Origin of the sequence: Nocardia sp. NPDC059154 (assembly GCF_042755705.1) — a bacterium.
GTDB lineage: Bacteria > Actinomycetota > Actinomycetes > Mycobacteriales > Mycobacteriaceae > Nocardia.
The window spans coordinates 24413-38008 of the sequence record NZ_JBHZCS010000091.1 but is presented as its reverse complement, the minus strand read 5'-3'; the positions used below and the strand labels follow the sequence as shown (position 1 = coordinate 38008).

The following is a 13596-nucleotide window of genomic DNA, read 5'->3' as shown; positions in this document are numbered from 1 at the left end:
CGACATTTGCCCCCCCGCCTTGCCGCCCTTGCCCCTGGCCGGCGTCGCATTCGATGCGGTGTGGCGTGCGAACCGGGATCAGCGGAAGTCCATCCAGTGGCCGTGGGGGGTCCACCCCATCAGGAACGGAATGTCGATCCGGCAGATCGGGCCCTTGGTGATGTCGTAGGTGTCGAAGATCTGGAATTCGCCACGACGGTCACCCCACCAGGAGACCGGGACGATGATGTAGCCGTCACCTTCCGGCGAATCCTTGTGCCGCGGGGCGAAGGTGGCCTCGAGGACAGCCGCGGGCTCCTTCGTGCGGATCTCGTAGACCTGCTCCTTCATGGTCTGCATGTTCGTCATCACCAGGCTGTTCATCGACATGCCCTGGCGCTTCACCACGCCACCGACCTGGCAGCCCCAGCTGTAGCCCTTGCCGTAGAACCGCTCGTCCACCTTGGGCAGCTCCGAGGGCCGGTCGGACAGCTGCTCGGACTTCGCGGCGCCGGTCTCGAGGTCGATCGTCCAGCGGCCGAGGCAGCTCTTGGCGATGGAGAAGAACAGCGCGATGTCGTCGCCGACCGCGAAGTCCTGCTCGAACGGGAACGGTGGCCGGTTGAAGATCGGGGCGTCGAGGGTGAGCTTTCCGTTCTCGACGTTGGCCGACATGGTGTGCATGACGTACTGCGGCGGCAGATCGGTGGTGATCCAGCGGACCTCGCCGTTGATGTCATGGCGCGGGATGAGCGCGATGACGATCGGCAGCTCGGTGTCCCAGCCCCAGATGCCGAGCTTTTTGTCGGTGATCTTCTTCTTGTCGACGGTGAAGGGCTGGAAGGGCATGACGATCCACTCGGGAGTCAGCCAGATGTCGTGGGCGACCGAGTTGTACGGCGCGTCGGTCAGGTCGCGGGAGTCGACCGTGCCGTCCGGATGCACGAAGTGCATCGTGACGTACGGCGCGGTGTCGCGGTAGTTCCAGCCGTACAGGACGCCGGTGTCGGGATCCCACTTCGGGTGGGCGGCGAAACACGTCGCACCGTAGGCCGCGGGTGCGTGCAGGCCGGCGGAGAGCTTCGGCGACCACGGCACGATGCCCTTGGTCTCCAGCGTGATCGGGTCGATCGCGATCGGCGGACCGCCCTGCTCGCTGGAGGCCACCATCTCACCGGCGAAGGGGAAGATATTGATGTTGGCGGTGCCCTGCGGAACGCCCTCGGTGAATCGATCCCGCTCGACGTCGCCGTAGGCCGAGTCGCGCCAGTCGCCGAACCCGTTGTCGGTCCAGGCGAACATGCCCTGCCCGTGCTGCTCCTCGAGCAGGTACTTCGGTGTGCGGACCCAGCGGTTGCGGAAGTCGGCGCGGCCCTCGCGGATCACCAGACCCTGCACCATGCCGTCCATGCTGAGCAGCGCATTGTTGCCCTGCTTGGTCGGCCGCTTCCAAGTGGGGCCGGTGCGGTAGAAGCCACCGGCGAGATCCTTCGGGATCTCGCCTTCGCTGACGATACATTCCTCCACGGTCGCTTCGAACCGCATCGGCTGGAAGGGACCGCGTAGCGCGTTGTCCTTGGGTACTGGATAACCCATCGATCCTCCTCGGGAAAGCATGCGCGTCGGTGCGCGTAACTTCAACGTAGCAAAATTGACGCGTTTAGTAAACGATCGTTTCCGTACGTGGTGGATGAACTGGGGTTTTGATCCCGAGCGTCTCGCCTGAGCGGGTGATGAATCGTTCTCGGTGGATGGTCGAGCAAGTCCGGTCCGCCCGTTGTATTTTTGAGACTGCAAGGCTAATATCTCTGCGAGGCCGTATCGGGCTCCGATCACGAAGGTGTGTCCTTGCTGTCGTGTGGTATCGGAGTCGCGGGTGGTAGACGGCCGGGCGCTCGTCGATGGAAGGAATCCCAACATGGCAATTTTCAGTTCGGCGGACCAGGTGTACCGCCACTTCGGCCCGTATCTGGAAGCATTGATGGTCGATCCGGTGATCGGCCCCAAGTTCGCCGCCGCGAAGACGTCGTTCCGGGTGAGCTACTCCGATCCGGATACGGTCTTCGTGCTCGACGCGACGCAGAATCCGGCTGTCGTCACGATGGGTGACGCCGCCCGTGAGCTGCCCGCCGAAGTGGAGCTGAGCATGTCGGCCGACGATGGGCACGGCTTCTGGCTCGGCAAGGTGAACATCCCGATGGCGGTCGCCCGCCGCAAGGTCAAGGTCGACGGGCCGGTCACGAAGTTGCTCGGCATGCTCCCTGCAATCGCTCCCGCATTCGGCGAGTACCGGGGCTACTGCGAGAAGCACCCCGTCGGCGTCGGCGCCTGACGGCAGTGACGGTTGACACATTCGGGCCGGCAGATTAGATTTTGAGACTGTCAAGCTAATAAGTCTTGCTGCCCGGATCCGGACAACAACATCAACGTAGAAGAGGTTGAGGGAAATGACGACTGCCCGGCCGGATCTGCGGATCCTCGAGGTGGACACGTATGCAAACGGTGATCCGACGACCTTCGGGCTCCCGCTGGACCAGTACGAGTACCTGCAGAATGAGGAGCCCTGCTATCTGCAGGAGTTCTCCGACCCGTTCCTGATCGACCGCGCCTGGGTACTCAGCCGGCACTCCGATATCTGGGAGATCGATCGCAACGTCGAACTCTACGCGACCGACCGTGGCTCGGTGAACATGTGGAAGGTCACGCCGATCGACCCGGTGTATGGCGGTATGCCCGCGATGCTTTCGATGTCCGGCGATGATCACCGGCGCAACCGTGGAGTCATGAACCGGGCCTTCACGCCGAACATGGTGAAGAAGCTCGAGGAGAAGTTCCGGGGCTACGCGGTCGAGATCGTCGACCGGGCGCTGGAGAAGGGCACCTTCAACTTCGTGCACGACATCGGCCACGCGATGCCGATGGAGGCGCTCGGAGATGTGCTCGGCGTGCCGGAGGCCGACCGGCCCAAGTTCTTCGCGTGGGTCGACACCTTCGCCGCACCGTTCGACACCCGGGTGACCCCGTCGTTCGACCACGTGCTCGCGGCCATCGGTGAACTGATGGTCTATTCGACGGAGCTGGCCGAGCTGCGCCGCAACGAGCCCGGCGACGACGTGATGACCAAGATCGTGCAGGCGCACGATGAGGGCAACATGTCCGAGGACGAGATCATCGGAAATGTGGCGCTGCTGGCCAGCGGCGCGGCCGAGAGCACCCGCACCGCGCTGAGCCACGGCATGCACGAGTTGATGCGCAACCCCGAGCAGATGGCTTTCCTGCGCGAGAACGCGCACGACATCCCGGCCACCGCGATTCAGGAGATGGTCCGTATCGCCTCGCCGTTCACGCACCTGGTGCGCACTGCGACAGCTGATCATGAGCTGCACGGCAAGCACATCAAGGAGGGCGACATCGTGCTCATGCTGTTCGCCGCGGGCAACTTCGACCCGCGCGCGTTCCACGAGCCCCGCGCCTTCGACCTGAGCCGCGACCCGAACCCGCACCTGAGCTTCGGACGCGGACCGCATCAGTGCCTCGGCAAGCACGTCGCTGCGCTGGAGATGAAGATCCTGCTCGAAGAACTTCTGCAGCGCACCAAGGACATCAAACCCGCTGGGGACATCAACTACATCCGCGATGCCTACTCGCGCGGCGTGTACGACCTGCCAGTAACCATCACACCCGCCTGACAGACTGTCGGCGGACGAAAAAGGTAAGCAGAGAATGAAAATTACCGTCGACCCTGCACTGTGCGCAGCGCACGGTGACTGCGTCATCGCCGCTCCCGACATCTTCGACCTCGGTGACGACGACGAAGTGGTGCGGATCCTGGACGACTCGCCCGGCGAGCAGTACCGGGCACAGGTTGAGGAAGCGGTTCGGCTCTGCCCGGTGGCGGCCCTGCGGGTCGAGGACTGAGCCGGTACGCCGAATCGCGAGCGTGGCTGCCGGCCCGGTCCGGCGCATACGGCGGAAGCCTTGCGCCGCAACGGCTTCGACGGTGAGGTCATCTTTATCCATGGCGACTGTGGGGCGGCGAAGCTCGCCGCCCCACGAACACAAGCGGTTGCGGTCGAGTCCGAGTCGCCGGTCGGAATCGGTTACCGCGCAGGCCGGCCGCAATACCGGCCTATCCGGGATCGATTGAGGAGAGCACGAAATGGCTACTGAGGTGAGCACCGACCAGGTTGGCACGAACGGGAGGGCGAGCACCGAATTCGAAGTGCGAAATCCTGCCGACGGATCGGTAGTCGGCAGACTCCCCGATATGACGCCCACCGAGGTGGCCGACCTCGCGGCTCGCCTGCGTTCCGCGCAGCCCGAATGGGAGGCCCTGGGCCCGAAGCGCCGGGCGCGGCATCTACTGGACTGGCTGGATTGGTTGATGGACAACGACCAGCGCATTCTCGGACTGGTGCAGCAGGAGTCGGGCAAGTCGTGGGGTGACGCCTCGATCGAGACGATGGTCGCCGTGGAGGTGATCAACTACTACGCCAAGCACGGCGCGCAGTTCCTCGCGGATCAGACTCGGCGCCCGCACGGTCCGGCCTCGCTGACCAAACGGCTCGAGGTGTTTCACCGGCCCTACCAGCTGGTCGGCGTCATCACGCCGTGGAATTACCCGTTGGGCATGCCGATGATGGACGTGCCGCCGGCCCTCATGTCCGGCGCGGCGGTACTGACCAAACCGTCGGAGGTCACCCCGCTCGCGTGGGCGGAAATGGTGCGCGGCTGGAACGAAGAGATCGGCGCGCCACCGGTTCTCGGCTGCGCGACCGGGCTGGGTTCAACCGGCGCCGCGGTGGTCGACGAGGTCGACATGATCCAATTCACGGGCTCGGTCAGGACTGGGCGGGCGATCGGAATCCGGGCCGCGGAACGGCTCATCCCGGCCAGCCTCGAGCTCGGCGGCAAGGATGCGATGATCGTGTTGTCCGACGCGGATCTCGATCGTGCGGTGAAGGGCGCCGTCTGGGGCGGTCTGTTCAACGCCGGACAGTCGTGTGTCGCTATCGAGCGCGTGTATGTCGAGGCGCCGGTGTACGACGAGTTCCTGGCCAAACTGACCACCGAGGTCGGCAAGTTGCGGCAGGGTTCGGATCCCCAGGGGGCCTTCGAGGCCGATCTCGGCGCAATGGCGACCGAGGCGCAGCTCGAGATCGTGGAACGGCACGTCGACGATGCACTCGCCAAGGGTGCCAAGGCACTCACCGGTGGAAAGCGAGCTGACGAGGGCTTGTTCTACCCGCCCACGATCCTGGTCGATGTCGACCACACGATGGAATGCATGACCGAAGAGACCTTCGGCCCGACACTGCCTGTGATGAAGGTGGCCGACGAAGAGGAAGCGATCCGGCTCGCCAACGACTCTCGCTATGGTCTGGCCGGCAGTGTGTGGACCGGCTCTCCGGAGCGTGGCCAGCGTGTCGGTCGCCGGCTCGATACCGGTGGCGTCTGTGTGAACAACGCGATGGTGCACGTATTCCAATTCCCGCTGCCGATGGGCGGGTGGAAGCAGTCGGGTCTCGGGCATCGGTTCGGTGGGCCGGACGCTGTGCTGAAATACTGCCGCACGCAGGCATTCGTCAGTGAGCGGGTCAAGACCAAGACCGAATTGCATTGGTATCCCTACACGACTGCCAAGGGTCGTTTGACCGATCGGATGATCCGTCTGCTCGGAATGCATGACTGGAAGCGCCGCCTCGGTAAGCGGCCGGGTCTGCGGTAACGACCCTCGCCCGACAGGCCACGCGAAAAGGATTGGGCTGCTTGTGAATACGTATCAACCCGGTCCGACGCTCCAGGCGATCTCCGACCACGCGGTGGCGGTGGTACTGATCGGCGGCTTCTCGATTATCGCGATGTTCGTGTTCTTCATCGAGGCCGCCCGGATGGGCCGCCGCGACAGCGTTTATCCGATGGCACTGTGGATGACCGCGCTGTGGTGGCCGCACGATGGCTCGTATCTGCTGCATTTCGACAAGTGGTTCCACGAGTACCACCACTGGTTCATGGAGCTGTTCTGGTTCGCGATCATCGTGACGTTCCTGTCGGAGTGCGTATTTGCGATTCAGACGGTCTGGTACGGGCGCGACGAGTTGTCGCCCGGACAGCCGATGTCGGTGCACGCGCTGCGAGTCGGCGGGGCGCTGGCTTGTGGGGTGATCAGTTGGGCGCTGCTCAAGGGAGCGTTTGCTGATGACCTGTATCTGATCTCTTTCATGGGAACGTTGCTGTGGGGTGGCCCATCGGGCAGTTCATTGCTCATGCGCCACCCCGACGGCGAAGGCCAGTCCGTACTCGAATGGGTCGCGTTCACTGTGATGGCGGTGATGTATTCGATTACGTCGATCTTCTTGTTCGGTGGTGGCTTCTTCCACTCCGTTTGGTATGTGCTGCTCTGCGTGGCCGCGATCGTGTGGAGCGCCGTCCATCTCGTGCAGGTCTGCCGAACCGAATCACCGTTCAGCTCCTGGCCGGGCCTCGACGACCGCTTCGGTCTTCGCCAGCGCGGCGCGCAGAGTCTTCCGAGGGCTACTCAGCGCGGTGCGCAGAGTCTTCCGAGGGCTACCGTGAATTAGCACTCCGGCCGGACTTCGCGAACAGGTGAGCGCGAGGTAAGGAGACACGTTGGCTCACATGACGTCGCTGATCGAGCGCCAGACCGAGCTGGCAAAGATATCTGAGGTGTTCGATGAGGCCGCATCGGGCCGCGGGCGGGTGGCCGTGCTCGAGGCGCCGAGCGGTGCAGGCAAAACTGCGCTGGTCCGCGAGGCGCGTGCCCGTGCGGTGGACTCGGGAATGCGGGTCTTGGATGCCACCGGCTCGGAACTCGAGGTGGAATACCCTTTCGGCATCGCGCTCAACCTTATCGAGAGCTGGTTGGCGCACGCACGCGCGGCGGACCGGGAACAGCTCACGATAGGGCAGGCGCGGCTCGCCGCTCCGTTGCTGACGGGGGTGGACTCCTCGCAGTTCACGCACGAAGGTGACGAGTTCGCGATCATACATGGCCTCTACTGGTGCATCGTGAATCTCTGCGAGATGGGGCCCGTCGCCATTTTGGTGGATGACGTGCACCTCGCCGACGACCCATCACTGCGTTTCCTCAACTATCTGACGGCCCGGTTGGACGATTTACCGGTCGCGGTGTTTCTCGCAGTAAGAACGGGTGACGTCCGGGCCAACGCATCTCTCGTGACACACCTCGCGCGGCAGGAGAACAGCGTCGTGATTCGGCCCGCCGCGCTCACCCAGCAGGCGGTCGCGGCGCTGTTGCACGAGGAAGAGCCCGACCTCACGCTGTCGTCGGACGCCGTGCGCCGGTGTTGGATGATCACCGGAGGCAACCCGTTCCTGGTCACCGAACTAACGACAGCGATCCGCACCGAGGGGCGAGCCTGGCTGGATGCCAACATCGATCGCTTGGAGAGCTTCGCGCCGATGTCGGTCCGCAACCGGGTGCTGCTCCGTGTGTCCCGACTGGGCGAGGACGCGTTGGAACTGTCGCGCGCTTACGCGGTCCTTCAGGGCAGCGCACCCCTGGAACTGGCCGCGAAGATCGCAGGAATCGATCTCGAGGCCGCTGTTCGGCTACTCGACCAGCTCGACCAGGCACATGTTTTGGTCAGCGACCCCAAGCCCTATTTCCGGCATCCGATGATCCGGTCGGCCGTCTACGACGACATTCCGGCATCGAAACTCGCTGCAGCGCACGTGAGGGCAGCTGGCCTGCTTCGCAACGCCGGCGAGCGAGCCGAGGCGGTTGCGCATCATCTGCTGATCGGCCTGCCGACCTCCGATCCTTGGGCCTTGGATGTGTTGACGGAGGCGGCCACGGCGGTGGCCGCGAAAGGTTCGCTGGACACGGCGATCCGCTATCTGCATCGCGCTGTCACGGTCGCGCCGGTTGGCTCCCGCCGGGTCCGTGTACTCGTCGACTTGGGCCTGCTGGAGGCTGCGCGAGGGGACACCGAGGCCGGTGTCACCCACCTGGAAGAGGCGTTGCAGCTGATGGAGGACCCGGTGGAGAAGGCACGTTGCCTGTATTCGCTGGGTTCGACCTTGTACCGGTGTGGTCGCCACTCCGACGCGGCGGCAGCGTTCGAGCGAAGCACACGGCTCGCCGGATCCTTGAATCCCGAGCTTGCCCTCGAAGCCGAGGGAGCCTGGATCTTCGCCTCGTACTACCTCGACGACGTGATTCCACGCGCGATGGTGCGTCTGCAAGAGCTGACGTCTGCGATCACTCAGCGCGGACTGCGCTCCCCGTCGGAACGCGTCATCCTGGCAATCGCAGGTCTGCGGGCGGTCATGTCGTCACCGCCCGCGACGGAGGGGGCAGTGCTGGCTTCCGAGGCTGTGCGTGACGGGCTGCTGCTGCGCATGCAGACTTCGGCCAGCGTCGCCGTGAACCTGGCCGTCCTCGCACTGATCTTCGCGGACCGGCTCGACGACGCCTCGGAGGTGGTAGACGAGGTGATCTCCGATGCGCGCCGCCGTGGGCACGGACCCCTCACAGCCGAGGCGTCGTTCATCCGGTCGCTGGTCGACTTCGCACGTGGAGACATCACCAACGCATGGGTCAACGCCCAGGCGGCCGTGGACGGGATTCGGGGCGGTTGGTACGGGCTGGCGCCGATGGCTCAGGGGACATTGGTGCAGTGCCTGATCGAGCGAGATGAGCTCGACCAGGCTGAAGAGGCGCTGTCCGCTGCCGAACAGATCGCCCTCACGCCGGACTCCCAGGGCCTGTGGTCATGGATCTACATGGCTCGAGGCCGCCTGCAGATCGTTCGTTCCGACTATGTCGGAGCGCTCGAAAATTTCCTGGCTGCGGGGCGGACCCTGAGTGTGTTCGAGGCCGTGAATCCCGCCGTTCTGCACTGGAGATCTTATGCCGGCCTCTCGGCGCGCATGCTCGGCGATGCCGCGCTGGCGGCAGACCTGATCGACGAGGAGCTGCTCCTCGCCCGGCAGTTCGACCTTCCGCGGCAGGTCGCGATCGCGCTCAGGGCGAAGTCTGCGCTCTTGGGCCGTACTGAGCGGATAGTCCTGCTCGAGCAGTCGTTGGAAATCCTCGAGAAGCACGGCACGCCCTTGGATCTGGGGGAGACGTTGCTCGAGTATGGCCGAGCCATGCGGCAATCGGGCAGCCGGATCGAGGCTAGAACTCCGCTGACGCGGGCGATGGAGCTAGCCCACCGCCAAGGGGCATATGCAACCGCACGGCGGGCGCGCGAGGAATTGTCAGCAAGTGGTGCCAAGCCGCGGCGTAGTTACAGCACCGGCCTCCAAGCGCTCACGCCGACCGAGTTCAGGATCGCTGAGATGGCGGCGCAAGGACTCAGCAACCGTGAGGTCGCGGAGTCGCTGTTCGTTGCCAGGAGCACGGTGGCTTGGCACCTCCGACACATTTTCCAGAAGCTCGAGATCACGTCCCGTTCCGAGTTGTCGACCGCCGTCGAAGACGCCCGGCTGGGACGCTGACTCAGGCGAGCCCTATCAGTGCTCTTTGCCGGCCACGGGCAGACCGTTCGTATCGAAACCCCCTCACGACAGGAGGGTAACTCCGGCTACACGTCCACGTTTCAATGGTGATCCGATCGTCGTTATTCGATGCCTTGGAACGGAAGAGAAGTGGAAAAAAGGTTTACACCTAGTACTCACCGCCTAGCCCTGTGGGCCGGTGGACCGGTCATGACCGTTCTCTATCTTGTGGGCTGGCTGGTGTTCGCCCGGATGCTGCCGACACCCAGCCCGCATTTGACCGCCGAGCAGCTGTCCCAATGGCTCGTGGAGCACAAGCCGGGCATTCTGATCGGCTGCCTGCTGATGGTCGCCGGCTGTGGGCTGTGGGGCAGCTGGGTTGCCGCGATCGCCGTCTGGACCTTTCGCACCGAGGCACGTTTCCCCGTACTCACGTTCACTCAGCTGATCTGTGTCGCAGCCGGGTTGACGTTCTTCATATTCGACACGTTGTTCTGGGCCGTCGCGTCCTTCCGTGCTGGTGAGACCGACCCGCACGTCACGCAACAGATGTGGGATGTCGGCTGGTTCGGGTTTCTGTTCACGATCACGGTGTACATCGCATGGGCGATAGCGTGGGCCCTCGGCGTCCTGCTCAATCCGTCGAAGCATCAGATGTTTCCGCGTTGGACCGCCTACATCACATTCGGTTCGGTTACGTGCTGGTCTCCAGGCCTGCTGGTCGTCTTCTTCAAGGAGGGCCCGTTCTCCTATGCCGGTCCGCTGGCTATGTGGCTGCCGATCTCCGAATTCTTCGTCTGGCTCGTCTTCATCGATATCTATGCGCGCAAGGCCGTCAAGCGCCAGATCGAGCTGAGCCGCAGCGAGGCGCGTACGCGAGGCCCTGAATTCGACGTACACCCGCCCAGGGACGGGGACACCATTTCGGATAGCTCGTATCTCGAACCAGTCCGTGATCTTCTTGTCGGTGCATCGGCATCGGCGCGCACCGATTCGAACCAAGGAGAAGCCCGGTGAGCATCGACACCGATAGTCGGCCATCTACGTTGCAAAGTCCGTATTCCGATGATGTGTGGGCGGACCGGGAGGAGGCCATCGCCCAGAAGCGTTGGGTTCCTGGGGAGCCCGGCATCTGGGCGCTGATCTTCACGGACCTGACCGTGTTCACGGTCTACTTCATCGATGTGATGTATCAGTGGGGTGACAGCCCCAAGGCCTTCGCGGCCGGCCATGACAAGATCAACCTTACGGCGGGGATCCTCAACACCTTCTTTCTGCTGACCGCCTCGCTATGCGTGGCCCTTGGGGTCCATAACCTCCGCCAGGGACGGGTACCGTTCAGCCAGCGGTTGTTCCTGGGAGCTGGGCTGGCTGGAGCGGCGTTCGTTGTCAACAAATACATCGAGTGGTCCGAGAAGATCGACCACGGTCTGACGCCGCGGTCCGATGTGTTCTTCCAGCTCTACTTCATCCTGACCGGCATCCACCTCTTCCACGTTCTGATCGCAATGACCCTGCTGTGGTTCATGCGCCGGCGGGCATCCCAGGTGGTGGGCGCGCCAACACCGCACCAGTCACGCTTCATCGAGAACTGTGCGACTTACTGGCACATGGTCGACCTGCTGTGGCTCGGAATCCTTGCTCTCTTCTACCTGATGAGGTGAATCGTCAATGACGACACTGACTGCGAACAAGAACACGAATTATGTCGTCGGCGCGTGGCTCGTGCTGATGGTCCTCACCGCGGCCACGTGGTGGGTCGGCGCTGATCACGCGATCGCAGGCTTCGGGAGGGACGCCGCGATGGTCAGCATCCTCGTGCTGACCTTCGCCAAGATCTACGTGGTCGGACACGCCTTCATGGAGATGCGCGAGGCTGCCCCGTGGTTGACCCGTACGTTCACCGCCTGGTGCATTGCGCTCTGTGCGGTCCTGAGCGCAATGTACCTGCTACGCGTATAGGGGCAGACGGCCTTGCGGGGGCTGACTGCTACCGGCGGCGTCGGAATTCCGCGCAGGCCGCACTCGCCGGTCGCACCGCCTCGGACACAAATCCGAACAGCGGGACACCGAACTGTGGTCACGTTCGCCCGTGAATGGAGACGCGCGTGATCCGGTGCCGAGCAACCGGATCACGCGGGCGAATCAGGGCCTCGACGAGTCATGGCCGTCGTCGGCGCAGCGGGTGGACAACCCCCGCTGCCGTGGGCGACGACCTGCCGATTCTGCCCTCCGCGTTCATGATTCACGAGTGAGAGGTTGTAGATGAAGATCTGTCTCTCAACGTTCCTATCGCGATGACTGCCATCGTCGCGGCGTTGGTGCTCATCCCGCCGTCGCCTTCGGCCGCTTCCCTCGGACTCAGATACCCAGTGCCCCGAAGCTGTCGAGATCGTCGATCGCGGTCGCGAGTCGCCCGATGATGGACAGGCAAATGTCCTCGGGCTGCATCTTCGGCTGGTAGAACGCGCGGCCGATAGTGAATGTCCAGGCGGACAAGGGATAGAACATTGCCTGGCGGTAGCGCAGCTTCGCTTCGTCGAGGTCGGGCGCCTTGCCGCCGTTCCGGGCGAGCTCGTTGAGGTAGGTCTCGAGCAGGTCGTTCTCCCATTCGCGGCGATCCTCCGGCTCGCAGGCGGAGCCGATGAAGTAGGCGACGTCGTATACCCAACCGCCCTGCATCGTCGCCTGCCAGTCGGTGAGTCCCATCCGGCCGTCCGCGGTGATGTAGGTCTGACCCGCGTGACTGTCACCATGCAGCAGCGTCCGCGGCAGGACATCGGTGCACATGTCGAGGCCCATCTGGGTACCTCGCCACGCGCGCTCAGCCTGCCCCTGGAGTGCTGCAGGGATCACGCTCTTCGCGCGCTCCATGCCGACGGCGTGCCGCGCGCCCATGTCGAGCAGCTTCGCAACATTGTTGTAGTGGTCCCTCGGGGTCTTGAGAACACTCAACTCGGGGGCCTCCCACCAGGTGCCGTGGTAGGCCGCCATGTTCCGCAGCACGTCCTCGACCTGGGTTCGTGTCAGGGCGGTGGTCGGCTGGATGAAGGTCGCCCCTTTGGATTCCGCGATGTCCTCCATCATGACGATGCTGCGCCATGATCCGTCGTGGACCGCGCCCCAGTAGCCGCGCGGGGCCTCCATCTCCACCGCCGGCCGGTAGGTGAGGAAGAACTGGGTCTCACCGCGCAGGACGTCGGCGGCGCCCAACATCAGGCGCTGACTGAAGTCGGCGGTGGTCTTGGTGTACAGCGCGGTGGGAAGCCCAGCGGTTTCGCCCGCACGGTTGTAGGTCACGCGCAGCGCGGTGCGCGTCGATGTGCCCACGCTTCCGCCCGGGGTCTGGAAGGACGTCACCGCGGCGCCGGGAACTTCCCGACACAGCACGTCGGTCAGCCACTCGACGGTGAGTTTCCGGCCGTCGACGGGCACATCGCGGCGGGTCGACATCTTCGGGGCCCGTACGCGTTCCAGCACCATGTGGCCGGCCACTTCGGCAGCTCGTTTGGCGACCCAGAGCCTGTGATCCATATAACTCTCCATGACGATGAGTGGCACTAGCCACACTGATGAGTGGCGCTAATGATACTCACGAAAGGATATTTTTGCGCCATAGTGTCGCAAAAATATTCTGTAATTTTTCTGGCTCGGCCGCCGGGCGGCCCGCAGGCTCGCGGCTCCTCTGTCCTCGGCACGGTCGCCGACGGGCGGTTCTCGATTTCGGCCCACCGCGCCCCAGGTTCCAGCTCTGCAGCGTGCCGGACTCATCGCCACTTTCCGGCCGAGCCGGAGGTATCGGCCGGGTGGCTGCTCAACAACGCGGCGGGGCTGATCTTTGTGGCTACCGGCGTAGGGTCACGAAACCTGTCCGCGACGCCTCATCGGCTTACGTCCTGCATGGGCCAGGTAATACAGGACCAGGGCGTTGAAAACGGCGGGGTTCTCGAACATCGGACAGTGGCCGACACCTTCGATGATCTCCAACCGGGCGTCGGCCAGATGGGAAGCCAGTTCCTCGGCGGCGGACGGCGGCACGAGGCGATCCTGGTCGCCCCAGATCAGCAGCACCGGGCAGGTTATTCGGGAGGGTTCCATGGCCCGGTTGGCGTGTACCGCAGCCGAAAT

12 protein-coding genes are annotated in these 13596 nt (G+C 64.0%); 9 read left to right on the top strand and 3 right to left on the bottom strand.

All coding sequences use genetic code 11. From position 1 onward, the window contains the following. Positions 1-78: 78 nt before the first annotated feature. The gene (locus tag ACFXN1_RS45490; protein ID WP_379446687.1) at positions 79-1575 is read right to left on the bottom strand and encodes a carotenoid oxygenase family protein; all 1497 of its coding nucleotides are present in this window, start codon (positions 1573-1575) and stop codon (positions 79-81) included. Positions 1576-1897: 322 nt separating this feature from the next. Between ACFXN1_RS45490 and ACFXN1_RS45485 the strand changes: the two genes are divergently transcribed. The 9 genes from ACFXN1_RS45485 (at position 1898) to ACFXN1_RS45445 (ending at position 11430) form a co-directional block, all read left to right on the top strand. After that, positions 1898-2311 carry a hypothetical protein gene (locus ACFXN1_RS45485; RefSeq protein ID WP_379446688.1) on the top strand — a complete coding sequence of 138 codons (414 nt, stop codon included), beginning with the start codon at positions 1898-1900 and terminating at the stop codon, positions 2309-2311. Positions 2312-2426: 115 nt separating this feature from the next. After that, positions 2427-3668: a cytochrome P450 gene (locus ACFXN1_RS45480; RefSeq protein WP_379463962.1), complete on the top strand. Its 1242-nt coding sequence runs from the start codon at positions 2427-2429 to the stop codon at positions 3666-3668. A gap of 34 nt (positions 3669-3702) precedes the next feature. Beyond that, complete coding sequence (locus tag ACFXN1_RS45475; protein ID WP_379444890.1) at positions 3703-3897, top strand: ferredoxin; 195 nt, start codon at positions 3703-3705, stop codon at positions 3895-3897. A gap of 241 nt (positions 3898-4138) precedes the next feature. Then, the gene (locus ACFXN1_RS45470) at positions 4139-5707 is read left to right on the top strand and encodes an aldehyde dehydrogenase family protein (protein WP_379444892.1); all 1569 of its coding nucleotides are present in this window, start codon (positions 4139-4141) and stop codon (positions 5705-5707) included. A 43-nt stretch (positions 5708-5750) separates the two neighbouring features. Next, complete coding sequence (locus ACFXN1_RS45465) at positions 5751-6560, top strand: hypothetical protein (RefSeq protein WP_379444893.1); 810 nt, start codon at positions 5751-5753, stop codon at positions 6558-6560. A gap of 58 nt (positions 6561-6618) precedes the next feature. After that, entirely contained in the window at positions 6619-9468 is a 2850-nt protein-coding gene (locus tag ACFXN1_RS45460) for an ATP-binding protein (protein WP_379444894.1), read from the top strand. Between the two features lie 210 nt (positions 9469-9678). Beyond that, positions 9679-10485: a hypothetical protein gene (locus tag ACFXN1_RS45455; protein WP_379444896.1), complete on the top strand. Its 807-nt coding sequence runs from the start codon at positions 9679-9681 to the stop codon at positions 10483-10485. After that, positions 10482-11132: a cytochrome c oxidase subunit 3 gene (locus ACFXN1_RS45450; RefSeq protein ID WP_379444897.1), complete on the top strand. Its 651-nt coding sequence runs from the start codon at positions 10482-10484 to the stop codon at positions 11130-11132. The genes ACFXN1_RS45455 and ACFXN1_RS45450 overlap by 4 nt, the downstream gene beginning before the upstream one ends. A 7-nt stretch (positions 11133-11139) precedes the next feature. Next, complete coding sequence (locus tag ACFXN1_RS45445) at positions 11140-11430, top strand: cytochrome C oxidase subunit IV family protein (RefSeq protein ID WP_379444898.1); 291 nt, start codon at positions 11140-11142, stop codon at positions 11428-11430. Between the two features lie 399 nt (positions 11431-11829). On the opposite strand, the gene ACFXN1_RS45440 is transcribed toward ACFXN1_RS45445, so the two are convergent. Further along, positions 11830-13002, bottom strand: coding sequence for a phosphotransferase (locus ACFXN1_RS45440; protein ID WP_379444900.1), 1173 nt, complete (start codon positions 13000-13002; stop codon positions 11830-11832). Positions 13003-13326: 324 nt separating this feature from the next. Further along, a partial coding sequence (locus ACFXN1_RS45435; protein ID WP_379463960.1) for an alpha/beta fold hydrolase occupies positions 13327-13596 on the bottom strand: 270 nt, incomplete at its 5' end.

Bases quoted from the DNA above. Each gene is read 5' to 3' on its own strand.
- ACFXN1_RS45445 (WP_379444898.1), top strand. From the start codon at position 11,140: ATGACGACACTGACTGCGAACAAGAACACGAATTATGTCGTCGGCGCG.
- ACFXN1_RS45480 (WP_379463962.1), top strand. From the start codon at position 2,427: ATGACGACTGCCCGGCCGGATCTGCGGATCCTCGAGGTGGACACGTAT.
- ACFXN1_RS45470 (WP_379444892.1), top strand. From the start codon at position 4,139: ATGGCTACTGAGGTGAGCACCGACCAGGTTGGCACGAACGGGAGGGCG.
- ACFXN1_RS45460 (WP_379444894.1), top strand. From the start codon at position 6,619: ATGACGTCGCTGATCGAGCGCCAGACCGAGCTGGCAAAGATATCTGAG.
- ACFXN1_RS45440 (WP_379444900.1), bottom strand. From the start codon at position 13,002: ATGGATCACAGGCTCTGGGTCGCCAAACGAGCTGCCGAAGTGGCCGGC.
- ACFXN1_RS45485 (WP_379446688.1), top strand. From the start codon at position 1,898: ATGGCAATTTTCAGTTCGGCGGACCAGGTGTACCGCCACTTCGGCCCG.
- ACFXN1_RS45490 (WP_379446687.1), bottom strand. From the start codon at position 1,575: ATGGGTTATCCAGTACCCAAGGACAACGCGCTACGCGGTCCCTTCCAG.
- ACFXN1_RS45475 (WP_379444890.1), top strand. From the start codon at position 3,703: ATGAAAATTACCGTCGACCCTGCACTGTGCGCAGCGCACGGTGACTGC.
- ACFXN1_RS45455 (WP_379444896.1), top strand. From the start codon at position 9,679: ATGACCGTTCTCTATCTTGTGGGCTGGCTGGTGTTCGCCCGGATGCTG.